Annotated in this window: 22 protein-coding genes; 10 read left to right on the top strand and 12 right to left on the bottom strand. The window is 70.9% G+C overall.

Going from position 1 to position 26,158, the window contains the following annotated elements:
• Positions 1–95 precede the first annotated feature (95 nt).
• The 5 genes from whiA to ACZ6CL_RS21315 are packed head-to-tail and all read right to left on the bottom strand — an operon-like array spanning position 96 to position 5,586.
• Entirely contained in the window at positions 96–1,085 is a 990-nt protein-coding gene (whiA, locus tag ACZ6CL_RS21335; protein WP_009718797.1) for a DNA-binding protein WhiA, read from the bottom strand.
• The gene (locus tag ACZ6CL_RS21330; protein ID WP_468937936.1) at positions 1,076–2,089 is read right to left on the bottom strand and encodes a gluconeogenesis factor YvcK family protein; all 1,014 of its coding nucleotides are present in this window, start codon (positions 2,087–2,089) and stop codon (positions 1,076–1,078) included. The genes whiA and ACZ6CL_RS21330 overlap by 10 nt, the downstream gene beginning before the upstream one ends.
• A gap of 2 nt (positions 2,090–2,091) precedes the next feature.
• The gene (gene rapZ, locus ACZ6CL_RS21325) at positions 2,092–3,030 is read right to left on the bottom strand and encodes an RNase adapter RapZ (RefSeq protein WP_468937707.1); all 939 of its coding nucleotides are present in this window, start codon (positions 3,028–3,030) and stop codon (positions 2,092–2,094) included.
• Complete coding sequence (uvrC, locus tag ACZ6CL_RS21320; RefSeq protein WP_468937706.1) at positions 3,027–5,120, bottom strand: excinuclease ABC subunit UvrC; 2,094 nt, start codon at positions 5,118–5,120, stop codon at positions 3,027–3,029. The genes rapZ and uvrC overlap by 4 nt, the downstream gene beginning before the upstream one ends.
• Positions 5,121–5,160: 40 nt before the next feature.
• On the bottom strand, positions 5,161–5,586 hold the full coding sequence (locus ACZ6CL_RS21315) for a Rieske (2Fe-2S) protein (protein WP_468937705.1): 426 nt from the start codon (positions 5,584–5,586) through the stop codon (positions 5,161–5,163).
• 213 nt (positions 5,587–5,799) lie between these two features.
• Between ACZ6CL_RS21315 and ACZ6CL_RS21310 the strand changes: the two genes are divergently transcribed.
• Positions 5,800–6,879: a LacI family DNA-binding transcriptional regulator gene (locus ACZ6CL_RS21310; RefSeq protein WP_468937704.1), complete on the top strand. Its 1,080-nt coding sequence runs from the start codon at positions 5,800–5,802 to the stop codon at positions 6,877–6,879.
• Entirely contained in the window at positions 6,876–7,841 is a 966-nt protein-coding gene (locus ACZ6CL_RS21305) for a carbohydrate kinase family protein (protein WP_468937703.1), read from the top strand. The genes ACZ6CL_RS21310 and ACZ6CL_RS21305 overlap by 4 nt, the downstream gene beginning before the upstream one ends.
• A 62-nt stretch (positions 7,842–7,903) precedes the next feature.
• Here ACZ6CL_RS21305 and uvrA read toward each other — a convergent pair whose 3' ends face one another.
• Positions 7,904–10,942, bottom strand: a complete 3,039-nt coding sequence (gene uvrA / locus ACZ6CL_RS21300) for an excinuclease ABC subunit UvrA (protein ID WP_468937702.1) — start codon at positions 10,940–10,942, stop codon at positions 7,904–7,906.
• Positions 10,943–11,273: 331 nt separating this feature from the next.
• Here uvrA and ACZ6CL_RS21295 point away from each other — a divergent pair, with 331 nt between their 5' ends.
• Together ACZ6CL_RS21295 and ACZ6CL_RS21290 are read left to right on the top strand one after the other, a co-directional pair.
• Complete coding sequence (locus ACZ6CL_RS21295) at positions 11,274–11,930, top strand: MBL fold metallo-hydrolase (RefSeq protein ID WP_468937701.1); 657 nt, start codon at positions 11,274–11,276, stop codon at positions 11,928–11,930.
• Between the two features lie 127 nt (positions 11,931–12,057).
• The gene (locus ACZ6CL_RS21290; RefSeq protein WP_468937935.1) at positions 12,058–13,368 is read left to right on the top strand and encodes an MFS transporter; all 1,311 of its coding nucleotides are present in this window, start codon (positions 12,058–12,060) and stop codon (positions 13,366–13,368) included.
• An 11-nt stretch (positions 13,369–13,379) separates the two neighbouring features.
• On the opposite strand, the gene ACZ6CL_RS21285 is transcribed toward ACZ6CL_RS21290, so the two are convergent.
• The 4 genes from ACZ6CL_RS21285 to uvrB form a co-directional block, all read right to left on the bottom strand.
• The gene (locus tag ACZ6CL_RS21285; protein WP_468937700.1) at positions 13,380–14,384 is read right to left on the bottom strand and encodes a TerC family protein; all 1,005 of its coding nucleotides are present in this window, start codon (positions 14,382–14,384) and stop codon (positions 13,380–13,382) included.
• 252 nt (positions 14,385–14,636) lie between these two features.
• Positions 14,637–16,661, bottom strand: coding sequence for a TerD family protein (locus tag ACZ6CL_RS21280; RefSeq protein ID WP_468937699.1), 2,025 nt, complete (start codon positions 16,659–16,661; stop codon positions 14,637–14,639).
• Positions 16,662–16,779: 118 nt separating this feature from the next.
• A complete protein-coding gene (locus tag ACZ6CL_RS21275) occupies positions 16,780–17,358 on the bottom strand; it encodes a TerD family protein (protein WP_468937698.1) in 579 nt (192 codons plus the stop codon).
• A gap of 190 nt (positions 17,359–17,548) precedes the next feature.
• Complete coding sequence (uvrB, locus tag ACZ6CL_RS21270) at positions 17,549–19,699, bottom strand: excinuclease ABC subunit UvrB (RefSeq protein WP_468937697.1); 2,151 nt, start codon at positions 19,697–19,699, stop codon at positions 17,549–17,551.
• A gap of 181 nt (positions 19,700–19,880) precedes the next feature.
• Between uvrB and ACZ6CL_RS21265 the strand changes: the two genes are divergently transcribed.
• The 4 genes from ACZ6CL_RS21265 (at position 19,881) to ACZ6CL_RS21250 (ending at position 23,027) form a co-directional block, all read left to right on the top strand.
• Positions 19,881–20,762, top strand: coding sequence for a glycerophosphodiester phosphodiesterase (locus tag ACZ6CL_RS21265; protein ID WP_468937696.1), 882 nt, complete (start codon positions 19,881–19,883; stop codon positions 20,760–20,762).
• Between the two features lie 49 nt (positions 20,763–20,811).
• On the top strand, positions 20,812–21,378 hold the full coding sequence (locus tag ACZ6CL_RS21260; RefSeq protein ID WP_468937695.1) for a methylated-DNA--[protein]-cysteine S-methyltransferase: 567 nt from the start codon (positions 20,812–20,814) through the stop codon (positions 21,376–21,378).
• A 286-nt stretch (positions 21,379–21,664) separates the two neighbouring features.
• Positions 21,665–22,306, top strand: a complete 642-nt coding sequence (locus ACZ6CL_RS21255; RefSeq protein WP_468937694.1) for a DUF4360 domain-containing protein — start codon at positions 21,665–21,667, stop codon at positions 22,304–22,306.
• 61 nt (positions 22,307–22,367) lie between these two features.
• Positions 22,368–23,027, top strand: coding sequence for a DUF4360 domain-containing protein (locus ACZ6CL_RS21250; RefSeq protein ID WP_468937693.1), 660 nt, complete (start codon positions 22,368–22,370; stop codon positions 23,025–23,027).
• Between the two features lie 39 nt (positions 23,028–23,066).
• On the opposite strand, the gene ACZ6CL_RS21245 is transcribed toward ACZ6CL_RS21250, so the two are convergent.
• The gene (locus tag ACZ6CL_RS21245; RefSeq protein WP_468937933.1) at positions 23,067–23,714 is read right to left on the bottom strand and encodes a nucleoside/nucleotide kinase family protein; all 648 of its coding nucleotides are present in this window, start codon (positions 23,712–23,714) and stop codon (positions 23,067–23,069) included.
• A 76-nt stretch (positions 23,715–23,790) separates the two neighbouring features.
• On the opposite strand from ACZ6CL_RS21245, the gene ACZ6CL_RS21240 reads away from it, so the two are divergent.
• Positions 23,791–24,333 carry a DUF1697 domain-containing protein gene (locus tag ACZ6CL_RS21240; protein WP_468937692.1) on the top strand — a complete coding sequence of 181 codons (543 nt, stop codon included), beginning with the start codon at positions 23,791–23,793 and terminating at the stop codon, positions 24,331–24,333.
• A 12-nt stretch (positions 24,334–24,345) separates the two neighbouring features.
• Here the strand turns inward: ACZ6CL_RS21240 and ACZ6CL_RS21235 are convergent, their stop codons facing one another.
• Positions 24,346–24,807: a type II toxin-antitoxin system PemK/MazF family toxin gene (locus ACZ6CL_RS21235; RefSeq protein ID WP_468937691.1), complete on the bottom strand. Its 462-nt coding sequence runs from the start codon at positions 24,805–24,807 to the stop codon at positions 24,346–24,348.
• Positions 24,808–24,885: 78 nt separating this feature from the next.
• Here ACZ6CL_RS21235 and ACZ6CL_RS21230 point away from each other — a divergent pair, with 78 nt between their 5' ends.
• Positions 24,886–26,109 carry an FUSC family protein gene (locus ACZ6CL_RS21230; protein ID WP_468937690.1) on the top strand — a complete coding sequence of 408 codons (1,224 nt, stop codon included), beginning with the start codon at positions 24,886–24,888 and terminating at the stop codon, positions 26,107–26,109.
• The last annotated feature ends 49 nt before the right edge of the window (positions 26,110–26,158 follow it).

Below are 26,158 nucleotides of genomic sequence, written 5' to 3'. Positions count from 1 at the left end.
ATGGTGTGACCACCCGGATCCGCTGGAGTGATACCCGGACGCACCGCGCCCCCGGCACCGCGCGGGGAGCCGGGGGCGCGCGAGGCGGCGGCCGGTCAGCCGACCATGCCCTCGGCCATCTCGTCGGTCAGGGTCGACTCCGTCCCCGGGATGCCCAGGTCCTGGGCCCGCTTGTCGGCCATGGCGAGCAGCCTGCGGATACGGCCCGCGACGGCGTCCTTGGTCAGCGGCGGGTCGGCGAGCGCGCCCAGCTCCTCCAGCGAGGCCTGCTTGTGCTCCATGCGCAGCCGCCCGGCCGCGGCGAGGTGCTCGGGCACCTCATCGGCGAGGATCTCCAGCGCGCGCTGCACCCGGGCGCCCGCGGCGACGGCGGCCCGGGCCGAGCGGCGCAGGTTGGCGTCGTCGAAGTTGGCCAGCCGGTTGGCGGTGGCCCGCACCTCGCGGCGCATCCGCCGCTCCTCCCAGGCGAGCACCGACTCGTGCGCCCCCAGCCGCGTCAACAGCGCGCCGATGGCGTCACCGTCCCGGACGACCACCCGGTCCACTCCGCGCACCTCGCGCGCTTTCGCCGCGATCTGCAGTCTGCGGGCGGCGCCGACCAGCGCCAGCGCGGCCTCCGGGCCGGGGCAGGTCACCTCCAGGGAGGACGAGCGGCCGGGCTCGGTGAGCGAGCCGTGGGCGAGGAAGGCCCCGCGCCAGGCGGCCTCCGCGTCACAGGTGGCGCCGGAGACGACCTGCGGTGGCAGGCCGCGGATCGGCCGGCCGCGGCCGTCGACCAGTCCGGTCTGGCGGGCCAGCTGATCACCGCCCGCCACCACCCGCACCACGTACCGACTGCCGCGGCGCAGCCCTCCGGGGGCCATCACCACCAGATCGGAGGAGTGCCCGAAGATCTCCAGGATGTCCTTGCGGACTCTGCGGGCCGCAATGCCCGTATCCAGCTCCGCCTCGATCACGATGCGCCCGCTCACCAAGTGCAGGCCGCCCGCGAACCGCAGGATCGCCGAGACCTCCGCTTTCCGGCAGCAGGTGCGGGTGACGGGGAGCCGGGAGATTTCGTCCTTCACCGCTGCCGTCATCGCCATGGGCCGATCCTTCCATGCATCCGAAAAATACGGTCGTACGCGGCCGCCAGTAGCTCCGGGTCGTGCTTAGGGGAACCGTCGGTCGCGGCCACCGGCGCCAGCTCGACCGTGCCGCCCAGTCGCTTCGCGGCATCGCACAGACTGCTCTGGTCGGGGACGGCGGCCTCGTCGGCCAGCACCACGTCGAAGGCGAGTTTAGGGGCGTGTCGGGCCAAAACCTCCAAATGACGCTGCGGGGAGAAGCCATCGGTTTCACCGGGCTGCGGCGCGAGATTCAGCGAAAGCACCCGGCGGGCCTTGGTGTCGGTGAGGGCGCGCAGCAAATCCGGCACCAGGAGATGCGGGATGACGGAGGAAAACCAGGAGCCGGGACCCAGCACCACCCAGTCCGCGTCCATCACCGCCTCGACCGCCTCGGGGACGGCCGGCGGGTCGTTGGGCACCAGGTGGACCGACTGCACCTCGCCCGGGGTGAGGGCGACCGTGGCCTGCCCGGCGACCGTCGACACCTCGTCCGGGCGCGCCGGGTCATGGCCCTTGACGTACGCCTGCAGCTCCAGCGGCACCGCCGACATCGGCAGCACCCGGCCGTGCGCGCCCAGGAGCTTGCCGACCAGGTCGAGCGCGGCCACATGGTCGCCCAGCTGCTCCCACAGGGCGACGATCAGCACGTTGCCGACCGCGTGGCCGTGCAGCTCGCCCTCGCTGATGAAGCGGTGCTGGATGACCCGGGCCCACGTCTGGCCCCAGTCGTCGTCCCCGCACAGGGCCGCCAGCGCCTTGCGCAGGTCGCCGGGCGGCAGCACCCCCAGCTCGTCGCGGAGCCGTCCGCTGGAGCCGCCGTCGTCGGCCACCGTGACCACGGCGGTCAGATCACCGGTGATGCGGCGCAGCGCGGCGAGCGACGCCGACAGGCCCATACCGCCACCGAGCGCGACCACCTTGGGCTGGGCGCTGCGGCCCGTACGGGCCCCGACGAGCCGCCGCAGCCGCCCGTTACGCATCGTCACTCGCGCCCCATGTCACGGTGGACGATGACGGTCTCGACCCCTTCGGCGCCGAGCCGGGCGGCCAGCCGCTCGGACATCGCGACGCTGCGGTGCTTGCCGCCGGTGCAGCCGACCGCGATCGTCACATAGCGCTTGCCCTCGCGGCGGTAGCCCGCGGCGATCAGCTGGAGCAGCTCGGCGTACCGGTCCAGGAACTCCTTGGCGCCGGGCTGGTTGAAGACGTAGCCGGACACCTCCTCGTTGAGCCCGGTGAAGGGGCGCAGCTCGGGGACCCAGTGCGGATTGGGCAGGAAGCGGCAGTCCACCACCAGATCGGCGTCGACCGGCAGGCCGTACTTGTAGCCGAAGGACATGACGGTGGCGCGCAGCTCCGGCTCTTCCTCACCGGCGAACTGGGCGTCCATCTTGGCGCGCAGCTCGTGCACGTTGAGGCTGGAGGTGTCGATCACCAGATCGGCGTCACCGCGCAGCTCGCGCAGCAGGTCGCGCTCGGCCGCGATGCCGTCCACGATCCGCCCGTCGCCCTGCAGCGGGTGCGGACGGCGCACGGACTCGAAACGGCGCACCAGCGCCTCGTCGGACGCCTCCAGGAACAGCACGCGCCGCTTGACGTTCTTGGCGGCCAGGTCCGCGAGGGATTCGCGGAGGTTGTCGAAGAAACGGCGGCCCCGGACGTCCACCACCACGGCGATCCGGGCCACATTGCCCTGGGAGCGGGCGCCCAGGTCCACCATGGTGGGGATCAGCGCGGGCGGCAGATTGTCCACCACGAACCAGCCCAGGTCCTCCAGACACTTGGCCGCGGTGCTGCGGCCCGCGCCGGACATGCCAGAGATGATCACCAGCTCGGGAATGGCTGCGGCCGCCTCGGCGGACTCTCCCGTCGTGCCCGTATTCACCTGCGCTCCGTCTCCGTGGTTCTCGTGCTCGGTCATGATCTCGTCCCCCGGCTCGCGGACGGCGCCGACGATGCGGCCTCGTCCTCAATGATCTCTCCTGTGGCGGTGTTCACGGCGGGGGCGGCCGGAGCCGCTCCGGTGAGCGCCGCCGCCACCGTCTCGGCCGTCTTCCGGCCGACGCCCGGCACCTCGCAGATCTGCTCGACCGTGGCGGCGCGCAGCCGCTTGACGGAGCCGAAGTGCTTGAGCAGCGCCTGCTTACGGCTGTCGCCGAGGCCGGGGACGGCGTCCAGCGGCCCGGACTTCAGCGCCTTGGCGCGCTTGCTGCGCTGGTAGGTGATGGCGAACCGGTGCGCCTCGTCGCGGACCCGCTGGAGCAGATACAGCCCCTCGCTGCTGCGGGGCAGCACCACCGGGTCGTCCTCATCGGGCAGCCAGACCTCTTCGAGCCGCTTGGCGAGGCCGCAGACGGCCACGTCGTCGACGCCCAGCTCGTCCAGCGCCCGCTTGGCGGCGGCGACCTGCGGCTGCCCGCCGTCGACCACGACGAGCTGGGGCGGATACGCGAACCGCTTGGGCCTGCCGTCGTCGTCGAGGGGGCCGGAGATCTCCTCGGCGGGGGCCTCCTCCGCTGGGGTCTCCTGGGCGGGCCCGGCGGGCTCGCCGGTCTCCTCACCGGGGATCTCGCTCGCGGGCTCGGCGCTCTCCTCCCACTCCCCCGACTTCTGCTTCTCCTGCAGATAGCGGCGGAAGCGGCGGCCGACGACCTCGTGCATGGAGCGGACATCGTCCTGACCGGCGAAGCTTTTGATCTGGAAGCGGCGGTACTCGCCCTTCCGCGCCAGCCCGTCTTCAAAGACCACCATGGACGCCACCACGTCATCGCCCTGGAGATGGGAGATGTCGAAGCACTCGATGCGCAGCGGCGCCGAGTCCAGCCCGAGCGCCTCGGCGATCTCCTCCAGGGCCCGGGACCGGGTGGTGAGGTCGGAGGCGCGCTTGGTCTTGTGGAGCGCCAGCGACTGCTGGGCGTTCCGCTGCACGGTCGCCATCAGGTCCTTCTTGTCGCCGCGCTGCGGGATGCGCAGATCGACCCGGGAGCCGCGGCGCTCGCTGAGCCACTCGATGACCGGCTCGGCCGGGTCCGGGACGGCGGGCACCAGGACCTCCTTGGGCACCGCGTCGCCCCGCTCCTCCCCATACAGCTGCTGGAGGGCGTGCTCGACCAGGTCGGCGGTGTCGACGGCCTCGACCTTGTCGGTGACCCAGCCGCGCTGGCCGCGCACCCGGCCGCCGCGGACGTGGAAGATCTGGACGGCGGCCTCCAGCTCGTCCTCGGCGACCGCTATCAGGTCGGCGTCGGTCGCGTCGGCGAGGACGACCGCGTTCTTCTCCATGGCGCGCTTGAGCGCCCCTATGTCGTCACGCAGCCGGGCGGCCTTCTCGTACTCCATCTCCTCGGCGGCCTCTTGCATCTGCTGTTCGAGCCGGCGGATGTAGGTGCCGGTGCGGCCCGCCATGAAGTCGCAGAACTCCTCGGCGAGTCCACGGTGCTCCTCGGCGCTGACCCGGCCGACGCAGGGGGCCGAGCACTTGCCGATGTAGCCGAGCAGACAGGGGCGGCCGATCTGGGCGGAGCGCTTGAACACCCCGGCGGAGCAGGTGCGCACAGGGAACACCCGCAGCATCAGGTCGACGGTCTCGCGGATCGCCCAGGCGTGCCCGTACGGACCGAAGTAGCGCACGCCCTTCTTCTTGGGACCGCGCATGACCTGGACCCGCGGGAACTCCTCGTTGAGGGTCACGGCGAGCGACGGATAGCTCTTGTCGTCGCGGTACTTGACGTTGAACCGGGGATCGAACTCCTTGATCCACGAATATTCGAGCTGCAGCGCCTCGACCTCGGTCGAGACCATGGTCCACTCGACCGAGGCGGCCGTGGTGACCATCGTCCGGGTGCGCGGGTGAAGGTTCGCCAGGTCCTGGAAGTACGAGGAGAGCCGCGGGCGCAGGCTCTTCGCCTTTCCGACATAGATCACCCGGCCGTGCTCATCACGGAACTTGTAGACCCCCGGCGACTCGGGGATCTGTCCCGGCTTGGGGCGGTAGCTGCTCGGGTCGGCCATGGTCACCACCCTACTGGCGGGCGGTGACAGTGCAGGCGGATCAGGCCTCCGGCCCCGCGACGAGCTTTCCGCCCTTCTTCCTGACCGGCACGGACGGCAGCGGGGCGACAGCGGGTCCTTCGAGGACCTTGCCGGTGCGGGCGTCGAAGACGCTGCCGTGACAGGGGCAGCTGATCTTTCCGTCCTCGACGGCGTCCACGACGCAGCCCCGGTGGGTGCAGACCGCGCTGAAGGCCGTGTACCGGCCCTCGGCGGTCCGGGAGACGACCACCCGGTCCTCGCGGTAGATCTTCGCGCCATCGGCCGGTACGGCGTCGGCCGGGCCGAGATCGACGGGGGCGGTGGGGGTCGGGGACGCCTTCTTGCCCGAACCCTCAGGTGAGCAAGCGGCCGCCCCGAGCCCGGCGGCTCCGGCCAGCGCCGCTCCGCACAGCACGGTTCGTCGGGAGGCGGGCTGGCTGGTCATGGGGGCTCCACGGGGCAGGGCGGTACGGGATGGGGCTGACATATGACGATACCGGTACGGATCGGGCCACTCACCGGCGGCCCGGGACAGGATCCGGGCTGGAGCCGGGCGACACGTAAACGTTTGCGCAAGCGTTTACGCGCGATCGCCGATGCGATACGTTCCCCCACGTTCCCGCAGCACACCGAGGTACCGAGGAGAGGGGGCGGGCGCATGGCGACCATGGTTGACGTGGCCCGGCGCGCGGGCGTCTCGGTGGCCACCGTCTCGCATGTGGTCAACGAGACCCGCCGGGTGCGCCCGGACACCCGCCAGGCCGTCCTGGACGCCATCGACGACCTCGGCTACACCCCGAACACCCTCGCCCGCTCCCTCGTCACCGCCCGCACCCGGTCGATCGGGCTGGCCGTCTCGGCGATCAGCAATCCGTACTTCACCGAGATCCTGCAGGGCGTGGAGGCCAGCGTCCTCGAACACGGCTACAGCCTGCTGATCGCCGATCCGCACGACGACCCGGACCATGAGCGGAAGGTCGTCCAGCTGCTCCATGAGCGGCGGGTGGACGGAGTGATCGTCGCGCCGTCCGCCGAGCCCACCGAGCTGATCGGCTATCTGACCCGGCACGAGGTCCCGTGCGTCTTCCTCGACCGGCTGGTCGACGACGGTCCCGACCATCCGTACGACCAGGTGGGCGCCGAGAACGCGTTCCCGCTCGAACAGCTGGTGCGCCACCTCGCCGAGCTGGGCCACACCCGCATCGGCCTGGTCGCGGGCCTGCCGGGGCTGAGCACCACCGCCGAGCGGATTGATGGCTACCGCACCGGACTGCACGACAGCGGGCTGCCGTTCGACCCCGGGCTGCTGGCGGACGGCCACTCCGAGGCGAGCGGTGCGGAGGACGCCACCCACCGGCTGCTGGCCTTGGCCGAACCGCCCACCGCGATCGTCACCGCCAACAACGCGATGACGATCGGCGCGCTGCGCGCCCTGCGGGCGGCGGGCCGCGCCGTACCGGGCGATCTGGCGCTCGTCTGCTTCGACGACTTCTCCTGGGCCGATGTCTTCTCCCCCGGGCTCACCGCGATCTCCCAGCCCAGCCGGGAGATCGGCGGCACCGCGGTCCGGCTGCTGCTGGACCGGCTGGAGCGTCCGGAGCGACCGCCGCGTACCGTGCGCCTGCCGTGTGCGTTCGTCCACCGCACGTCCTGCGGCTGCGCACCCGAACCCGCACCCGAACCCGCTCCCCCGTCCCCCGATCGCCCGCCGCTCCCAGGAAAGGACCCCGTCTCGTGATCGTCGTCGCCGGAGAAGCCCTGATCGATCTCGTGCCCGATCGCGCGGCCCCCGCCGCGACGGGCGACGAACTGCCCGCGCTGCGTCCGGCACGCGGCGGCGGCCCCTACAACACCGCGATGGCGCTGGGGCGGCTCGGCGTGCCGACCGCCTTCTGCTCACGGGTCTCCACGGACGGCTTCGGCGAGGCGCTGCTGTCCCGGCTGCGGCAGGACGGGGTGGACACCGCGCTGGTGCAGCGCGGCCCGGAGCCCACCACCCTCGCCGTCGCGTCGATCGGCGCCGACGGATCCGCGGGCTACGGCTTCTATGTGCAGGGCACCGCGGACCGCCTTTTCGCGCTGCCCCCGGCCCTGCCCGAGGGGACCACCGCGCTGTCGCTGGGGACCTGTTCGCTGGTGCTGGAGCCGGGCGCGAGCGCGTACGAGGCGCTGCTGCGGCGCGAGGCCGGGCGCGGCGTCTTCACCGCGCTCGACCCCAACATCCGCACCGGGCTCATCCCCGACCCGGACGCCTACCGGGCCCGCTTCCGCGGCTGGCTGCCGTACGTCGGGCTGCTCAAGCTGTCGGTCGAGGACGCGCGCTGGCTGGCCGGTGCCGGGGACGCCCCTGCGGACTCCGACGCGGCGGTCGAGGCGGCGATACGGGAGTGGGCGGCGGCCGGACCCGCGGCCGTGGTCTGCACCCACGGCGGGGACGGGCTGAGCGTGCTGTGCCAGGACGGATCCCGCTGGGCCGTGCCCGGGGAGCGGGTGGAGGTCGTGGACACCATCGGCGCGGGCGACACCGTGAACGCCGCGCTGCTGCACCGGCTGGCGGCACACCGCGCGCTGTCGGCGCCCGCGGTGGCCAAGCTCGACGAGGCGGCCTGGCGGGACGTCCTGGGGTTCGCCGCCCGGGCCGCCGCGCTCACCTGCTCCCGGGCGGGCGCCGAGCCGCCGTACGCCGCCGAGCTGGCGTAAGCGCGCGTAAGCCGTGAAGCCGACGGTGCGCCGCGCCCGACCGGGTGCGGCGCCTACCGGACCTACTGGGCGGCTGTCCGCTTCGAGGCAGCCGTGGACTTGGCTGCCTTCTTCGTGACGGCCTTCTTCGTGACGGCCTTCTTCGCCCCGGTCTTGTTCGCCGCTGTCTTTTTGGCCGCCGCCTTGGCGGGGGCCTTCTTGGCGGGCGCCTTCTTGATCGTGCCGCCCGTACGGGCCGCGGGCACCGTCGCGTCGCTCACCCGGTCGCCCAGCACGTCTCGCAGGAACTTCCCGGTGTGGCTGGCCGGGACCGATGCCACCTCTTCCGGGGTGCCCTCGGCGATGACCAGACCGCCGCCACTGCCGCCCTCCGGGCCCATGTCGACGACCCAGTCCGCCGTCTTGATCACATCGAGGTTGTGTTCGATGACGATCACCGTGTTGCCCTTGTCGACCAGACCGGACAGCACATTGATCAGCTTGTTGATGTCCTCGAAGTGCAGACCGGTGGTCGGCTCGTCCAGCACATAGACCGTCCGCCCGGTGGACCGCTTCTGCAGCTCGCTCGCCAGCTTGACCCGCTGCGCCTCACCGCCGGAGAGGGTCGGCGCGGGCTGGCCGAGCCGGACGTAGCCCAGCCCGACCTCGTTGAGGGTGCGCAGATGGCGGGCGATCGTCGGCACCGCCTCGAAGAAGTCCAGCGCTTCCTCGATGGGCATGTCCAGCACCTCGGCGATGGACTTGCCCTTGTAGTGCACCTCCAGCGTCTCCCGGTTGTAGCGCGCGCCGTGGCAGACCTCGCACGGCACATACACATCCGGCAGGAAGTTCATCTCGATCTTGATGGTGCCGTCGCCGGAGCAGTTCTCGCAGCGGCCGCCCTTGACGTTGAAGGAGAAGCGCCCGGGCATGTAGCCGCGCACCTTCGCCTCCATCGTCTCGGCGAACAGCTTGCGCACATGGTCGAAGACCCCGGTGTACGTGGCCGGGTTGGACCGCGGGGTACGGCCGATGGGCGACTGGTCGACATGGACCACCTTGTCGACCAGATCGTCACCGGCGACCCGGGTGTGCCGCCCGGGGACGGTCTTCGCCCCGTTCAGCTCGCGGGCCAGATGGGTGTAGAGGATGTCGTTGACCAGCGTGGACTTCCCGGATCCGGAGACTCCGGTGACGGCGGTGAGCACGCCGAGCGGGAAGGACACGTCGATGTCCTGGAGGTTGTTCTCCCGGGCGCCGTGCACCGTCAGCTGCCGCGCCTGGTCCATCGGCCGCCGGGCCCCCGGCAGCGGGATGGCCTTCTTGCCCGACAGATAGTGGCCGGTCGCCGACTCCTCGTTGACCAGCAGCTCGCTCAGCGGCCCGCTGTGCACCACCTTGCCGCCGTGCTCACCCGCGCCCGGACCGATGTCCACCACCCAGTCCGAGGTCTTGATGGTGTCCTCGTCGTGCTCCACGACGATCAGGGTGTTGCCGAGGTCGCGCAGCCGCACCAGCGTCTCGATCAGCCGGTGGTTGTCGCGCTGGTGCAGACCGATCGACGGCTCGTCCAGCACGTACAGCACGCCCACCAGACCGGAGCCGATCTGGGTGGCCAGCCGGATGCGCTGGGCCTCACCGCCGGAGAGCGTGCCCGCCGCCCGGTTGAGCGAGAGATAGTCCAGGCCGACGTCGACCAGGAACCGCAGCCGCTCGTTGACCTCCTTGAGGACCCGCTCGGCGATGGTCTTCTCGCGGGCGGTCAGCTCCATGTTCCGCAGGAACTCGGCGCATTCACTGATCGACATCGCGGAGACGTCCGCGATGGACCGCTCCTGCACGGTGACCGCGAGGACGATCGGCTTGAGGCGGGTGCCGTCACAGGTGGGGCAGGGCACCTCGCGCATATAGCCCTCGAACCGCTCCCGGCTGGCGTCGCTCTCCGCCTCCGTGTGACGCCGCTTGACGAACGGCACCGCGCCCTCGAACGCGGTGGTGTACGCGCGCTGACGGCCGTAACGATTGCGGTAGCGGACCTCGATCTGGGTGCGGTGGCCGTTCAGCAGGGCCTTCTTGGCCCGCTGCGGCAGCCCGGCCCAGGGGATGTCCGTACGGAAGCCGAGCGCGTCGGCGAGCGCGCCGACCAGCCGTCCGAAGTAGTCCTTGGTGTGGCCGTGGGACCAGGGGTGGATCGCGCCCTCGTCCAGCGACTTCTCCTCGTCCGGAACGATCAGCTCCGGGTCGACCTCCATCCGGGTGCCGATCCCGGTGCAGTCCGGGCAGGCGCCGAACGGCGAGTTGAAGGAGAAGGAGCGCGGCTCCAGCTCCTCGAAGGACAGGTCGTCATACGGGCAGTAGAGGTGCTCGGAGAACATCCGCTCGCGCTGCGGGTCGTCCTCGTCGAGATCTACGAAGTCCAGGATGATCATGCCGCCGGAGAGGCCGAGCGCGGTCTCCACCGAGTCGGTCAGCCGCCGCTTGGCGCTGTCCTTGACGGTGAGGCGGTCCACGACCACCTCGATGGTGTGCTTCTCCTGCTTCTTCAGCGTCGGCGGGTCGGACAGCTGGATCGTCGCGCCGTCGACCCGGGCCCGGCTGTAGCCCTTGGTCTGCAGATCGGAGAAGAGGTCGACGAACTCCCCCTTGCGCTCGCGCACCAGCGGGGAGAGCACCTGGAAGCGGCTGCCCTCGGGCAGCTCCAGCACCCGGTCCACGATCGCCTGCGGCGACTGGCGGGCGATCGGGCGGGAGCATTCCGGGCAGTGCGGCTTGCCGATGCGGGCGAACAGCAGCCGGAGGTAGTCGTAGACCTCGGTGATGGTGCCGACGGTCGAGCGCGGGTTGCGCGACGTCGACTTCTGGTCGATCGAGACCGCCGGGGACAGGCCCTCGATGAAGTCCACATCGGGCTTGTCCATCTGGCCCAGGAACTGCCGGGCGTAGGAGGAGAGCGACTCGACGTAGCGGCGCTGCCCCTCGGCGAAGATCGTGTCGAACGCGAGGGACGACTTGCCCGACCCGGACAGTCCGGTGAAGACGATGAGGGAGTCGCGAGGGAGGTCGAGCGAGACGTTCTTGAGATTGTGCTCGCGAGCGCCACGGACGATGAGACGGTCGGCCACGCCGGTCGGCACCTTTCTTGAGGAGAGGTGGGTGCGCCGGGCCCGCTCCCGGTCCCTTCCCGACGGGCAGGACGGAGCGGAGCGAAGCCCCCGACCCAGGGTATGGGGGCGCCACGGCGATGTCTTAAGGATGCAGCACACCGAGCCTATAGCACGCACATTCGATTTGCCGGGCCCGCGTGCCTGGTTCACCCGATCGTGTAGCGGGTGCCCTTCGGTTGCTACGGGATAAAAGGCGCATCACGCCCCCGATATTCCCCGGCCGGGCAGCGGCCCGGCATCCCGCCCCCGACGCCACGCCGCCGGGCCGCCCGGGACTAGGCTGGAGCCCATGACCTACAGCGGAGCGGTGACGGTCGGCGGACCGGCGGACGTGCACGAACTGCCCGATCTGATGATCTCGAAGGTCGCGGTCGGCCCCATGAACAACAACGCGTATCTGCTGCGTTGCCGGGCCACCGACGAGCAGTTGCTGATCGACGCGGCCGCCGAGCCGCGGACCCTGCTCTCACTGATCGGCGAGAGCGGCATCGCCTCCGTCGTCACCACCCACCGCCACCAGGACCACTGGAACGCGCTGCGCGAGGTGGTGGACGCCACCGGCGCCCGCACCCTGGCCGGCCGGTACGACGCCGAGGGCATCCCGGTGTCCACCGATGTGCTGGTCGAGGACGGCGGGACGGTGCGGGTCGGCCGGGTCAAGCTGACCGCCCGCCATCTGGTGGGCCACACCCCGGGCAGCATCGCCCTGGTCTACGACGACCCGCACGGCCACCCGCACGTGTTCACCGGCGACTGCCTCTTCCCCGGCGGCGTCGGCAACACCTGGAAGGACCCCAAGGCGTTCGAGAGCCTGCTCCACGACGTCGAGACCAAGCTCTTCGACCGGCTCCCGGACGAGACGTGGGTCTACCCCGGCCACGGCGACGACACCACCCTCGGCGCCGAGCGCCCGCACCTCGCCGAATGGCGCGAGCGCGGCTGGTAGCGCCCCCTCCACGCCCGCACCGCGCCGCATGCCGCCGCGCGCCCCGTAACCGGTGGGCCGCGGCGGCGGTTGGCGCGGCATGCACGACGTCCCGCGCCACGACGCCCGCGCCCCGTCCGCCCCCTCCATGGCCCGCCTCGCCGCCGCGTCACTGGCCGGCACCGCCATCGAGTTCTACGACTTCTTCGTCTACGGCACGGCCGCGGCCCTCGTCCTCGGCCCGCTCTTCTTCCCCACCTTCTCCCCGCTCGCGGGCACCCTGGCGGCCTTCGGCACCTTCGCCGCCGGATTCATCTCCCGGCCGCTGGGCGCGATGCTGCTCGGGCCGCTGGGCGACCGCCACGGCCGGCGGCCGGTGCTCATCGCCTCACTGCTGCTGACCGGCCTCGCGACGGTCGCGGTCGGCTTCGTCCCGACGTACGACACGATCGGCATCGCCGCCCCCGCCCTGCTGCTCACGCTCCGCTTCCTGCAGGGGCTCGGGCTCGGCGGCGAATGGGGCGGCGCGGTGCTGCTGACCGCCGAACACGCGCCCGCCGCGCGGCGCGGCCTGTGGTCGGGCTTTCCGCAGGTCGGACCGTCCATCGGCTTCCTGCTGGCCAACGGCACGATGCTGATCCTGTCCGCCACGCTCTCCGACGCCGCGTTCCGCTCATGGGGCTGGCGGGTGCCGTTCTGGGGCGCGGGGCTGCTGGTGGCCGCCGGGCTGCTGCTGCGCACCCAGGTGACCGAGACCCCGAGGTTCCAGGAGCTGGCCGAGCGCGGTGAGCGGGCCGCCGCACCGCTGGCCGAGGTGGTGCGCGGCCACTGGCGGCTGGTGCTGCTGACCGCGGGCGGGCTCGCGGTGGGGTACGCGGTCTTCTACGCGGTGACCACCTGGTCCCTCGCCTACGGCACCGAGCGGCTCGGAGTGGACCGCACGACCATGCTCGGCTGCATCATGGCGGCCGTGGCGGTCAAGGGCGCCGTGACGCCCCTGGCGGCCCATCTCGGCGACCGCTACGGACGGCGGCCCCTGTGCCTGCTGGGCTGCGCGGCCACGGTGGTGTGGACGTTCCCGCTGATCGCGCTGTTGCGCACCGGGGAGCCGCCACTGATGTTCCTGGGCTTCCTGGGCGCGCTGCTCGCCTTCATCACCATGTTCTCCGTGACCTCGGCCTATCTCCCCGAGCTGTACGAGCCGCGGGTGCGCTGCACCGGCGCGGGGCTCGGCTACAACCTCGCGGGGGTGCTCGGCGGCGCGCTCACCCCCATCGTGGCGACCGCGCTCTCCCGCGGCGACGGCCCGCCCTGGGGCGTCGCCCTCTATCTGACCGCGATCGCCCTGCTGAGCCTGGGCTGCTTCGCCCTGCTGCCGGAGACACGCCCGACGGCCGACCGTCCGGCGGGCGGACGATCGGCCGTGCGGCCCCTGGAGGCCGGGGAGGCTACTGCCTGAGCGGACGGGCGTCAGACGTCGGCGCTGTCCTTGTCCCGGCTGCGGCCCTCCCCGGTCCCCGCCTCCGCCAGGGCCTTCTTCTTCGAGGCGTAGAGGCTGGTGATCGTCGTGACCACGAGCACCGCGCAGATCACACCCAGCGAGACCGGTATGGAGATCTGCGGGACGTGCACCCCGGACTCGTGGAGCGCGTGCAGCACCAGCTTGACGCCGATGAAGCCGAGGATGACCGACAGCCCGTACGACAGGTGGACCAGCTTCTTGAGCAGCCCGCCGATCAGGAAGTACAGCTGGCGCAGACCCATCAGCGCGAAGGCGTTGGCGGTGAACACGATGTACGGGTCCTGGGTCAGGCCGAAGATCGCGGGGATGGAGTCCAGTGCGAAGAGGACGTCCGTGGTGCCGATCGCCAGCATGACGATCAGCATCGGCGTCATCAGCCGCTTGCCGTTCTCCATGATGAACAGCTTGGTGCCGTGGTACTGGTCGGTGGAGGGGAAACGCTTCTCGACCGCCTTGAGCAGGCGGTTCTCCTCGAACTCCTCTTCCTCCTCGTCGGAGCGCGCCTCCTGGATGAGCTTCCAGGCGGTCCAGATGAGGAAGGCGCCGAAGATGTAGAAGACCCAGGCGAAGTTCGCGATGATCGCGGCGCCGGCGGCGATGAAGACCGCGCGCAGCACGAGCGCGATCAGCACACCCACCATCAGCACCCGCTGCTGGTAGATCGTCGGCACCGAGAACTTCGCCATGATCAGGACGAAGACGAAGAGGTTGTCGACGCTCAGCGACTTCTCGGTGATGAAGCCCGCGAAGAACTCGCCGGAGGGCTGGCCGCCCGCGAAGACCAGCAGGCCGAGCCCGAAGAGCCCGGCGAGGGCCATCCAGACGGCGGTCCAGATACCGGCCTCCTTGAGGGAGACCTCATGCGGTTTGCGGCCGCCTATGAAGAAGTCGACGGCGATAAGGGCACAGAGACCGACAATCGTCAGCCCCCACATGGCCACGGAAACGTCCACGGATCCTCCGGCATTCGTACGGCAATTTCAGCGTCGTCGCTGCCGGAGGTCTCTTCCGCCCGGGCTCGCGCCACGGACCGGTGCCCCGGGACCGCGCCCGACCCGACTCAAGGTGCACGGGCGCGATCCGTGGTGACGGGAACACCGCTAAGGAGTACTCCCCTCCGCGTAAAGAAGAGTACAGGAAATCCCATGAAAGAGTAAAGAAAAAGGCAAGTGCCCTGTTCAGAAGGGACTTTGAGGCAACGGACGTCAGCGTCCGTACGTCTGCCGGGCCCGCGCCACCTGCCCCAGCACCTGCTGCAGCACCTGGCTCCCGGCCGGGGCCAGCGACGGTTCGTACGTCCAGGCGTGGCCGACCCAGGGGTCGGCGAGGTGATCGTCGGCGACCGGAGTGATCCGCAGCAGCGAGCGCCACAGCGGGTCCAGCACCGGTCCGTACGCCTGCGCGTCCTCGCGGTCCGCGACCATCATCAGATGCACCCCCACCGAGGGCCCCTCGTCGGCGAGATAGCGCAGCTGGGTGACGGCCCGGTCGTCGAAGCCGTGCGGGAAGTCGTGGACGATCAGCAGCTGCTGGGCGAGGTCCAGATCGGGCGGCAGCGCGTCCGTGGCCCCGCTGCGGACCGCCATCTGCACCAGGTCGACGCGCCGGGTCAGCCCGGCGAGCACCGAGGACACCCCCGCCGCCCCGGCCACCGGCGGCTCACGCAGCGCGCCGGACGACAGCAGCGGGGCCAGCGACGCCGTGGCCGAGCCCGCCGGGTCGATCACGTGCATCGAGAACTCGTCCACCGGATACACCGCCAGCAGCCGCGCCGCGAGCGCCACCGCCGTCTCGGCGGCCAGCCCGCGCAGCTCAGTGGAGTCCAGCAGGGCGCCGCGGGTCGAGCCGGTGCGCCCCGCGTCGATCCACAGACCGCGCTCCAGCGGCAGCCGCACCAGCATCGGAATGCGCAGCTCCGTGCGCTCCGGAAGGTGCAGATCGCCCAGGCGCAGGGCCATCGGGACCTCCATCGGCACCTGATAGCCCTGCCAGACCGGGCTGTCCCAGCGGGCGTACGCGGGCGGCAGCGCGGGCTCCACGACCTCGGCCTCGGCGGCCAGCTGCGCCAGGTCGCGGTCGAGGGCGGACCGGGCCTGCTCGACCAGACCGGCCTGCTTGGCGCGGGCCTGCGCGCGGGCGGCATCGGCCGCGGGGCCGACCCGGGTGCGCGGATCGGAGAGCACCTTGTCCAGCTCCTGCTCCATCCGGGATTCGGCGAAGTCGACGGCGCTGCGATAGGCGGCGGTGGTGCGGGCCAGGTCCTCGAACATGCCCCAGACCTGGTTGTAGAGCCGCTCGTCCATGGTCCAGCCGGAGGCGTCCCCCGCGACGGGCTGGGCGGGCTGTCCGGGCGGGGCGGGCGGCACGGCCGGGGGCGGCGTGGGCGGCGCGGCGGTACGGCGGCCGGGGTGCTGGTAGTTGATCGGCCCGCCCGGGGCCGCGTCCCCCGCCGAGGACGACGGCTGAGCGCCGTTCTGGGGCTGGGGCTGGGCTCCGGCCTGGGGCTGGGTCTGCGGCTGGGCCGGGGTCTGCGGCTGGGCCGGGGTCTGCGGCTGTGCCGGGGTCTGCGGCTGGGCCGGGGTCTGGGCGTCCGGCGCGGGCCCCGCGCCCGCCGTGGCCGTGCGCACCCGGCCGTCGCCCCCGGCGGCACGCGGCGGGGGCTGGGCCACCGAGCGGGCCATGCCACGTGCCACCGCGTCGTTGATCTCGGTGGCCAGCTCGACGGCCTGGGGCAGTCCCTGGTCCCGCAGCATCTCGGCCAGCCCGCCCGCGTACCCCTGCCCCACCGCGCGCACCTTCCAGGCGTCCTGCCTGCGGTACAGCTCCAGAGCGACCACCGCGGACTCCGCGTCCAGGTCGGTGAGGGTGTAACCGGCCACCCCGGTGCCGTCGAGGCCGGTGACGGCGACGGACGGCGCGGCCATGGCGCCGAACCGGGCCGGGCCACCGGCCCCGTTCACCAGGGCGAGCAGCACATGCACCCGGTGGACCCCCTCGGGCAGCGCGTCGAGGTCGACGGCGAGCCGATGGTCGGCCGCCGCCTGTTTGGACACTTCGATGCCGGGCAGCTGGGGCGCGGCGGGGTGCGCGACCCACTCCACACCCCGCACCGTGCCCTGCTCATCGCCGAGTGTCGCCCCGGCCACGATCGGATTACCCGCCGAGATCCGGATCTCCAAACGGGTCTCGGGCAGCGGGTGGTTCTGCCCCCGGACCAGCTCGGCCGTCATCGTGCGTCCCCTCGTTGTGTTCCGTTGTGTGCGTGGTGGCGCGGTGGTGCGGCGCCGCGTGAGCGCGTCGGCCCGGTGGGCAGACGCACCACCGGGCCGACGGGAGAAACCGCTCCGCTTACAGGTGCGGCACGATGTGCGGCATCAGGTCCTGGAACGTCCGGCCGTTGGCCGGCTCGCCCACCGCCTTCATCTGCCAGGCGCTGCCCGCGCGCTGCACGATGGCCATGATCTGCGCGGTGTACTGACCGCCGCCGGTGAGCGTGTAGCGGGCCAGCTCCTCGCCGTTGGTCTCGTCGACCAGTCGGCAGAACGCGTTCTGCACCTCGGCGAAGGTCTGGCCGGTGAAGGAGTTCACCGTGAAGATGATCTGGTCGATGTGCACCGGCACCCGCTGCAGATCGACCAGGATCGCCTCGTCGTCACCGCCCTGGCCCGCGCCGCCCACCAGGTTGTCGCCGGTGTGGCGCACCGAGCCGTCGTCACTCACCAGGTGGCGGAAGAACACGACGTCGGTCGGCTGCTTGTCGGCGAAGAGCACCGCCGACGCGTCGAGGTCGATCTCACGGGTACGGGAGCCGAACAGTCCCCGGCGGGGCGCCGCCTGCCAGCCCAGTCCCATCCGCACCGCGGTCAGAGTGCCCCCGTCGGCCTTCTGCAGGCTGATGGCCTGTCCCTTGGACATGTTGACCGTCACGCGCTGTCCCTACTCTCGTCTCTCGGTTTCCCCGTGGCCACCGCGCACGGCGCGGCCGCGGCCGCGCCGCCTCGCATGGCCCTCGCGAAAACCCTATGCACGGCGACCAGGGCTCCGACCAGGCAGGCGGGCTTTTGTGTCGGTGTTGCAACACAGCGGGACCGCGGCGGTACCCCATCCGCCCCAGGGGTCAGGAGAGCCCGGCCTCCCTCATCTGCCGCAGCTCCTTCTTCAGCTCCCCGACCTCGTCCCGCAGCCGGGCCGCGACCTCGAACTGCAGCTCCGCCGCCGCGGCCCGCATCCGGTCGGTCATCTCCGCGATCAGCTCGGCCAGTTCGGCGGCCGGACGGTCGGTCAGCTCGCCGTCCTTCGCCCCCTTCCCGGCCTTGCCGCCCGCCTTGTGGGACGCAAGGGCGGGCACCGGCGCCTTCGCCTGCCCCTTGCCCGCTCCCTTGCCATGGTCCGCGGACTTGCGGTAGCCGGTTTCCAGCAGCTCCTTGGTGTCGATCTCCTCGCGCGCGAGGGTCGCCACGATGTCACCGATCTTCTTGCGGAGGGGCTGCGGGTCGATCCCGTTCTTCTCGTTGAACGCGATCTGCTTCTCGCGGCGGCGGTTGGTCTCGTCGATGGCCTTCTCCATCGCCGGGGTGACCTTGTCGGCGTACATGTGCACCTGGCCCGAGACGTTACGGGCGGCGCGCCCGATGGTCTGGATCAGCGAGGTGCCGGAGCGCAGGAAGCCCTCCTTGTCCGCGTCGAGGATGGCGACCAGCGAGACCTCGGGCAGGTCGAGGCCCTCCCGCAGCAGGTTGATGCCGACCAGGACGTCGAACTCGCCCGCGCGCAGCTCGCGCAGCAGCTCCACCCGGCGCAGGGTGTCCACGTCGCTGTGCAGATAGCGCACCTGGATGCCCAGTTCGAGCATGTAGTCCGTCAGGTCCTCGGCCATCTTCTTGGTGAGGGTGGTGACGAGGACCCGCTCGTCCTTCTCGGTGCGGGTGCGGATCTCATGGATCAGATCGTCGATCTGGCCGTCGGTGGGCTTGACCACGACCTCGGGGTCGACCAGGCCGGTCGGCCGGATGATCTGCTCCACGAAGCCGTCACCGCGGGACATCTCATACGTCCCGGGGGTCGCGGAGAGGTAGACGGTCTGGCCGATCCGCTCCTGGAACTCCTCCCACTTCAGCGGGCGGTTGTCGAGCGCGGAGGGCAGCCGGAAGCCGTGCTCGATCAGCGTGCGCTTCCGGGACGCGTCGCCCTCGTACATCGCGCCGATCTGCGGCACGGTGACATGCGACTCGTCGATGACCAGGAGGAAGTCATCCGGGAAGTAGTCGAGCAGGGTGTGCGGCGGGGAGCCGGCCTCCCGGCCGTCGATGTGCAGCGAGTAGTTCTCGATGCCGGAGCAGGTGCCGATCTGCCGCATCATCTCGATGTCGTACGTGGTGCGCATCCGCAGCCGCTGGGCCTCCAGCAGCTTGCCCTGCTTCTCCATCCGGGCGAGGGTCTGCTCCAGCTCGGACTCGATCCCGGCGATGGCCTTCTCCATGCGCTCGGGCCCGGCCACATAGTGGCTGGCCGGGAACACATACAGCTCCTGGTCGTCGCTGATCACCTCGCCGGTGAGCGGATGGAGCGTCGACAGCGCCTCGATCTCGTCGCCGAACATCTCGATCCGGACCGCCAGCTCCTCGTAGACCGGGAAGATCTCGATGGTGTCGCCGCGGACCCGGAAGGTGCCCCGGGTGAACGCCATGTCGTTGCGGGTGTACTGGATGTCCACGAAGCGGCGCAGCAGCTGGTCGCGGTCGAACTCCTCGCCGACCTTGAGCGGCACCATGCGGTCCACGTACTCCTGCGGGGTGCCCAGGCCGTAGATGCAGGAGACGGATGCCACCACGACCACATCGCGCCGGGTGAGCAGCGAATTCGTCGCGGAGTGGCGCAGCCGCTCGACCTCCTCGTTGATCGAGGAGTCCTTCTCGATGTAGGTGTCCGACTGCGGTACGTACGCCTCGGGCTGGTAGTAGTCGTAGTACGAGACGAAGTACTCGACGGCGTTGTTCGGCAGCAGCTCGCGGAACTCGTTGGCGAGCTGGGCCGCCAGCGTCTTGTTCGGCGCCATGACGAGCGTGGGCCGCTGAAGCTTCTCGATCATCCACGCGGTGGTCGCGGACTTGCCGGTGCCGGTCGCGCCGAGCAGCACGACGTCCTTCTCACCGCCGCGGACACGGCGGTCCAGGTCGGCGATGGCCGTGGGCTGGTCGCCGCTGGGCGTGTACGGGCTGACGACCTCGAAAGGCGCCACCTTGCGTTCGATCTGAGTCACGGGCCGCATGAGACCCACCGTACGACTCGCCACTGACAACGGCCGGACCTCCCGCTTTCCCGGCCGCTCTCCCCGGCACTCCGGGAGAGGTACGGGATGGATCAATGTACGGCCTTTCTGTGACTGTCCTCGGGGGCGCGCGTCTGGCACGCTTCGGCCGTCCGCGAGTCAGACGACGCGAGGAGTCCGTATGCAGATCCGCCCCGCCGCCGCGTTAACCGGCGCTCTCCTGGGTGTCTCCGCGCTCTTCCTCCCCACGGCGGCGCAGGCCGCTCCCGGCACATCGCACCACCACCACCCCACGACGGTGGCGCACCGGGGAGCCTCCGCCTACGCCCCCGAGAACACCCTGGCCGCCGTCGACGCCGCCGATGACCTGGGCGTCGACTGGGTGGAGAACGACGTGCAGCGCACCCGGGACGGCGAGCTGATCATCATGCACGACACCACACTCACCCGGACCACCGACGTCGAACAGGTCTTCCCGGACCGCGCCCCCTGGAAGATCTCCGACTTCACCCTGGACGAGATCGAGGAACTCGACGCCGGGAGCTGGTTCGGACCGAAGTTCGCGGGCGAGCCGGTGCCGACCCTGGAGGAGTACCTGGACCGGGTTTCGGACAACCACCAGAAGCTGCTCATGGAGATCAAGGCGCCGGAGCTGTACCCGGGCATCGAGCGGCAGACGCTGCGCGAGCTGCGCCGGGAGGGCTGGCTTGACCGCAAGCACCTCAAGCGGCTGATCGTGCAGAGCTTCAGCGCCGACTCCGTCCGGACGCTCCACCAGCTGCGGCGGGACGTCAAGACCGGTTTCCTGGGCACCCCGCCCGTCGCCGATCTGCCGCGGTACGCGGAGTTCGCCGACCAGATCAACCCGAACCACACGACGATCGACGCCGCGTACGTGAAGGAGATCCACGCGGTGAAGGGGGTGCACGGCCGTCCGCTGGAGGTCTACACGTGGACGGTGGACGACGGCCCGGCGGCGGTCAGGGTCGCGGGGATGGGGGTGGACGGGATCATCACCAACAAGCCCGACGTGGTGCGTGACGCCCTGGACGACGCCCGCTGACGACGGCTGACGGCGGGGCGCTGTCGGACCCCCCGCCTACGCTGAGGGTGTGACGAACGAAGAGCGGCAGCCGGAGCGGCAGGAGACCCAGGACTGGTCCTGGGCGGTGTCCGACACGCCCATCGGTCCCCTGCTGCTCGCGGCCACCGGCCAGGGGCTGGTCAACGTGGTCTTCCACGCCGACCGGAAGACGGCGGCCGGAGCCGTCGACCGGCTCACCCGCCGCCTCGGCACCGGGCCCGCGCCCGAGCCCGGCCCGCTTCTCACCGAGGCGATACGGCAGGTGGAGAGCTACTTCGCCGAGAAGACGCGGGCGTTCGCCCTGCCGCTGGACTGGTCCCTGTCCGCCGGTTTCAACCGCCGGGTGCTGCGCGAGCTGGCCGCCCACGTCCCGTACGGCACGGTCGTCGGGTACCAGGACCTCGCCCGCCGGGTCGGCGAGCCGGACGCCGCCCGCGCGGTCGGCGTGGCGATGGGCAGCAATCCGCTGCCGGTGGTGGTTCCCTGCCATCGCGTCGTGGAGAGCGACGGCGGCATAGGCGGCTTCGGCGGCGGGCTGGAGACCAAGCGGACTCTGCTGGCCCTGGAAGGGGTACTTCCGCAACCGCTCTTCTGAGTCGCCAGGGGTCTCCCGGGTCACCGGTTACCGGGTTGGGAAATATTTTGGGCGCCGGAATCCACCGCCATCTTGTCATGGACCCGTTCCGCCCTTACCTTAAGAGCGCTCGCGGGCCCCACCCGGCGAGAATGCTACGCAAGCACATTCAAGTACGCGGTGACGCTCTTCCGCTCTTCTCGTTCTTCCCGCTCTTCCCGCTCACGTGTTTAACCGCTCACGCCCGAAAGACGAGCGCGTTCCTTCACGGCTCAACCACGTCCCCCGATGATCGAATTGGAGAGCCATGTCCGGTGTTCTGCTCGCCGGCGGCGCGGCCGCGGCGTTATTCGCCTCGGCCTTTTCCGCCCAAGGTGTTTCCTCGGCGCCCGATGTACCGCCGGAAAAGATCCAGATAAGCGTCAATACCGTGAACGGCTCGGGCTGCCCCAAAGGCACCGCCGCGGTAGCCGTGGCCAGTGACAACACGGCCTTCACCGTGACCTACAGCGACTATCTCGCCCAGGTCGGCCCCAGCTCGAACCCCACCGACATCCGTAAGAACTGCCAGCTCAACCTGGGCGTTCACGTGCCGCAGGGGTTCACCTACGCCGTCGCCCAGGTCGACTACCGCGGCTACGGCTCCCTGCAAAAAGGCGCGAAAGGCACCGAGAAGGCGAGTTACTACTTCCAGGGGTCGCCGGACACCGCATCGCGCACCCATGACTTCAGCGGTCCGTACAACGACAACTGGCAGACCACCGACAGCACGGATTACAGCGCACTGGTATGGGCGCCGTGCGGCCAGGACCGAAACTTCAACATCAACACCGAACTGCGGGTCAACGCGGGCACCTCCGCGACGGGCACCACGAGCTTCATGGCCATGGACTCGACGGACGGCGGAGCCAACACCGTTTACCACCTGGCCTGGAAGGAATGCCCCTAACCCGTTCAACAGGGCGGGCCCCTCCTGCAGGGCGGGTAAATCCACCATCGAATGGAGAATCATGCCCGGTGTTCTGTACGCAGGCGGCGTGGTCGCGGCGTTATTCGCCTCGACGCTCACCTCCCAGGCATACGCGCAACCACCGTTCGACACCGTGCCACCTGACAAGATCGTGATCACCGTCGCGACCGTCAACGGATCGGGCTGTCCGGCGGGAACGGCGGCGGTGGCCGTCTCTCCCGACAACACCGCCTTCACCGTGACGTACAGCGACTACCTCGCCCAGGTGGGCAAGGGAGCCAAGCCGACCGACTTCAGGAAGAACTGCCAGCTGAATCTGGTCACGCATGTGCCGCAGGGCTTCTCCTACGCCATCGCCAGCGTCGACTACCGGGGCTACGCACACCTGGAGAAGGGCGCGTCCGCCACCGAGAAGGCCTCGTACTACTTCCAGGGGCAGTCCCAGACGACATCGGCCTCGCATGACTTCGTCGGCGCCTACGACGACAACTGGCAGGTCACCGACAAGGCCGACATCGCCACCGTGGTCTGGTCCCCCTGCGGTGAGCTGCGGAACTTCAACATCAACACCGAACTGCGGGTCAACGCCGGATCGTCGAACACCAGGGACACGACGAGCTTCATGACCATGGACTCGACGGACGGCGACGTGAGCACCACCTACCACTTCGCGTGGAAGGAGTGCCCGCAGAAGAAGTAGCGCACGAGCGCGGTCGGACGGCCCCCAGGCAGATCCCGCCTACGATTCCGGGCGGTGCCACGCCGGATGCCGGGGGTTGTCCGCCCGCACCACCACATCCGCGCTCTCGACGGGCCGCACCTCGTCCTCGTACCGCGCGAAGGCGGGCAGCGTCCAGCGCTCGTCCTCCTCGGTGCGGCGGCCGAGGGCGCCCGGCGTCAGCCACACATGCACCGACAGATCGAACGGGAACCAGTGCCCCAGCAGCAGCGCCCCGTGCAGCAGGAGCACCCCGCCCGGTGGCAGTTCGGCGTAGGGGCTGCGGGTGGCCCGGTCGGTCGCCGGGTCCCACAGGTCGGGCAGCACCCGCCCGGTGCCGCCCGGTCCCGGCTCCAGCGGGGCGAAGACCTCGCGCCACAGGGCCCCGGTGTCCAGCCAGCGGTCGTAGTACGCGTCGGCGTCCCGCTTCCCGTACTCGTAGCGCAGCGACGCGGGCCGCAGAAATCCCGCCGCCGCGACCACGAGCACCGGGCGCCCGCGGATGCGCAGCGCCTCCGCCAGGTCCCGGGCCAGTTCCCCGGGACGCGCCGCGGGGGCGCCGTCGACCGCCACCCTGAGCCAGGGTCCGCCGTCCGCCGCCGTCATCCCGGCGATGCGGTCGGCGGTCGCGTCGGTCAGCCGTTCCCAGGTGATCGCTTCCAGCCGCACGTCCCCCATGATGCCGTGCCCCTCCTGGCGCGGTGCGGGTACGCTCCCCGCAGGCGTCACGTCAGGAGAACGGCCCATGACATCCCAGATAGCGCTGCTGCGCGGCATCAACGTGGGCGGCCACAAGACGTTCCCGATGGCGCGGCAGCGCGCGCTGATGGCCGAGCTGGGGTTCGAGGACGTCACCGTCCACCTCCAGACCGGCAACATCGTCTTCGCCGACCCCGGCACCCCGCCCGACCGGACGGCCCGCACGCTCGAGGACGCCTTCTCCGCCGACCTGGGCGTCTCCGTACCGGTGATGGTGCGGACCCGGGACGAGCTGGCCGCCACCGTGGACGCCAACCCGTACCCCGCCGCCGTGGCCGAACCCAAGACCCTCCATGTGGTCTTCCTGTCGGACGTGCCCACCGACACCTCGGCGCTGGACGCGCTGGACACGGCCGCGTACGCGCCGGACGAGTTCCAGCTCGTCGGGCGCGAGATCTACCTCCACCTGCCGGGCGGACTCGGCCGTTCCAAGCTGGCCGCGAAGCTCAGCAATCCCCGGCTCGGGGTGACGGCCACCGCCCGCAACTGGAACACGGTCACCAAGCTGCTGGCGCTGGCCGACTCCTGACGCCGGTACGGCTCAGTGCCAGCCGTACCGCTGCCGCAGCCGCAGCACGACCAGGTCGAAGCGCGGCCGGTCCAGCGCACACGCCTCGCGCCGCATGCCGTCCGGGTGCACCCGCAGGACGCGGTCCAGGTTGACCCAGGAGTCGCGCCCGGCCCGGTCCCACGGCCCGGCGCCGATCCCCACCCACTCGCGGTCGTCGTCATGCCGCTTGCTCGACAGCTGGACGGCCAGCAGCGTGCCGCCGCGCTCCCGCGCGACGACCACCACAGGCCGGTCCTTGCCGCGGCCGTCGTTCTCCTCGTACGGCACCCACGTCCAGACGATCTCGCCCGGGTCGGGGTCCCCGTCCGGGTCCGGTGCGTACTCGGTGCGTACCCGCCCGACCTGGCGCGGCTCGGCTTCAACGGTGGCGGCGGGGCCGGTGCTCCCGGGCAGCGCCTCGTCGTCTTCGGTCCCCTTGAATGGCCTGATCACGCCCCACACGTTAGCCCGTCCGAGGTGGCCGGGCGGCGGCGCGGTGCCCGTAGGCGCGCAGCGGGAAGGGACAAGCATGTGCCTGATGTCCTCGACCCGGTGGCGGACCTCGTCAAGCGCCGCAAAGCCCCCGTCGTCGTCCAGACCCTGCGATCCGCGGCGGCCGCGACCATCGCGTACGTCGTCGCCCTCCAGCTGAGCACCGAAGCGGCCCCGCTCACCGCCCCGCTCACCGCGCTGCTCGTGGTGCAGGTGACCCTCTTCGCGACCCTCACCACCGGTATCCGCCGGGTGAACGCCGTGGTGGTGGGCGTCCTGCTCGCCATCGCCTTCTCCATCCTGGTCGGGCTGACCTGGTGGAGCCTGGGTCTGATCATTCTCGCGTCACTGACGGCCGGCCATTTCGCACGGGTGAGCGAATTCGTCCCCGAGGTGGCGATCAGCGCCATGCTCGTCCTCGGCGTGAGCCAGGTGACCACGACCGCCTGGTCCCGGGTGCTGGAAACCCTGATCGGGGCCGTCGTCGGGCTGGCCTTCAACTTCCTGTTCGCGCCGCCCGTCTGGGTCCGCACCGCCGGCGAGTCCATCGTGGACCTCGCCCGCCGGATGCGTCAGCTCCTGCTGCACATGGCCGAGGAGCTGGGCAGCCCCACCCCGGTCGAACGCGCCGCCGCCCGCCTCCACGAGGCCCGCCGCCTCGACCACGACATCTCCCAGGTCGACGCCGCCCTCCGGCAGGCCGAGGACAGCGTCCGCCTCAACCCCCGCGTCAAGGAGGGCCTTCTGCACCGGGTGGTGCTGCGCACCGGCCTGGACACCCTGGAGATCTGCACGGTCGTCCTGCGCGTCCTCACCCGCACCCTCACCGACCTCGCCAAGATGCGGACGGACGAACCCCTCTTCCCCCCGGACATCGCCGAGGCCCTGGAAGACCTCTTCCGCCACACCGCCGCCGCCGTCGAAAGCTTCGCCGTCCTGGTCACCAGCCCGGTCAGCGCCAGCGCCGAGGAGGCCGAAACCCGGCTGGCCACCGAGCTGTCCCGAGCCCACACCAGCCGCGACGAGGCCGCCCACCTCCTCCTTCGCCGCGTCCAGCGCCACCCGGGCCAATGGCAGCTCCAAGGCGCCCTGCTCGCCGAGATCGACCGCATCCTGGCCGAACTGGACATGGAACAGCGCTCCCGCCGCCTCATGGAAGAACTCGACCGCAGCACCCGGGAAAACCGCGACCGCTTCCCCGCCCTCCACAAACTGAACCGCCGCCTCCGCACCGGCCGCCGGGACGGCGCCGGCACGGGGTGAGCCGCGCTGCTCCGGCGCACCAGCTCATCATCCAACCCTGCCGCGCTGA

This window comes from Streptomyces sp. NPDC041200 (genome assembly GCF_055591805.1).
This window is presented reverse-complemented; position numbering and strand designations above follow the sequence as displayed.

What these genes read in the sequence shown, in the direction of transcription:
- whiA (WP_009718797.1), bottom strand. Translation starts at nt 1,085, where the DNA reads ATGGCGATGACGGCAGCGGTGAAGGACGAAATCTCCCGGCTCCCCGTC.
- ACZ6CL_RS21330 (WP_468937936.1), bottom strand. Translation starts at nt 2,089, where the DNA reads ATGCGTAACGGGCGGCTGCGGCGGCTCGTCGGGGCCCGTACGGGCCGC.
- rapZ (WP_468937707.1), bottom strand. Translation starts at nt 3,030, where the DNA reads ATGACCGAGCACGAGAACCACGGAGACGGAGCGCAGGTGAATACGGGC.
- uvrC (WP_468937706.1), bottom strand. Translation starts at nt 5,120, where the DNA reads ATGGCCGACCCGAGCAGCTACCGCCCCAAGCCGGGACAGATCCCCGAG.
- ACZ6CL_RS21315 (WP_468937705.1), bottom strand. Translation starts at nt 5,586, where the DNA reads ATGACCAGCCAGCCCGCCTCCCGACGAACCGTGCTGTGCGGAGCGGCG.
- ACZ6CL_RS21310 (WP_468937704.1), top strand. Translation starts at nt 5,800, where the DNA reads ATGGCGACCATGGTTGACGTGGCCCGGCGCGCGGGCGTCTCGGTGGCC.
- ACZ6CL_RS21295 (WP_468937701.1), top strand. Translation starts at nt 11,274, where the DNA reads ATGACCTACAGCGGAGCGGTGACGGTCGGCGGACCGGCGGACGTGCAC.
- ACZ6CL_RS21290 (WP_468937935.1), top strand. Translation starts at nt 12,058, where the DNA reads ATGGCCCGCCTCGCCGCCGCGTCACTGGCCGGCACCGCCATCGAGTTC.
- ACZ6CL_RS21280 (WP_468937699.1), bottom strand. Translation starts at nt 16,661, where the DNA reads ATGACGGCCGAGCTGGTCCGGGGGCAGAACCACCCGCTGCCCGAGACC.
- uvrB (WP_468937697.1), bottom strand. Translation starts at nt 19,699, where the DNA reads ATGCGGCCCGTGACTCAGATCGAACGCAAGGTGGCGCCTTTCGAGGTC.
- ACZ6CL_RS21265 (WP_468937696.1), top strand. Translation starts at nt 19,881, where the DNA reads ATGCAGATCCGCCCCGCCGCCGCGTTAACCGGCGCTCTCCTGGGTGTC.
- ACZ6CL_RS21255 (WP_468937694.1), top strand. Translation starts at nt 21,665, where the DNA reads ATGTCCGGTGTTCTGCTCGCCGGCGGCGCGGCCGCGGCGTTATTCGCC.
- ACZ6CL_RS21250 (WP_468937693.1), top strand. Translation starts at nt 22,368, where the DNA reads ATGCCCGGTGTTCTGTACGCAGGCGGCGTGGTCGCGGCGTTATTCGCC.
- ACZ6CL_RS21240 (WP_468937692.1), top strand. Translation starts at nt 23,791, where the DNA reads ATGACATCCCAGATAGCGCTGCTGCGCGGCATCAACGTGGGCGGCCAC.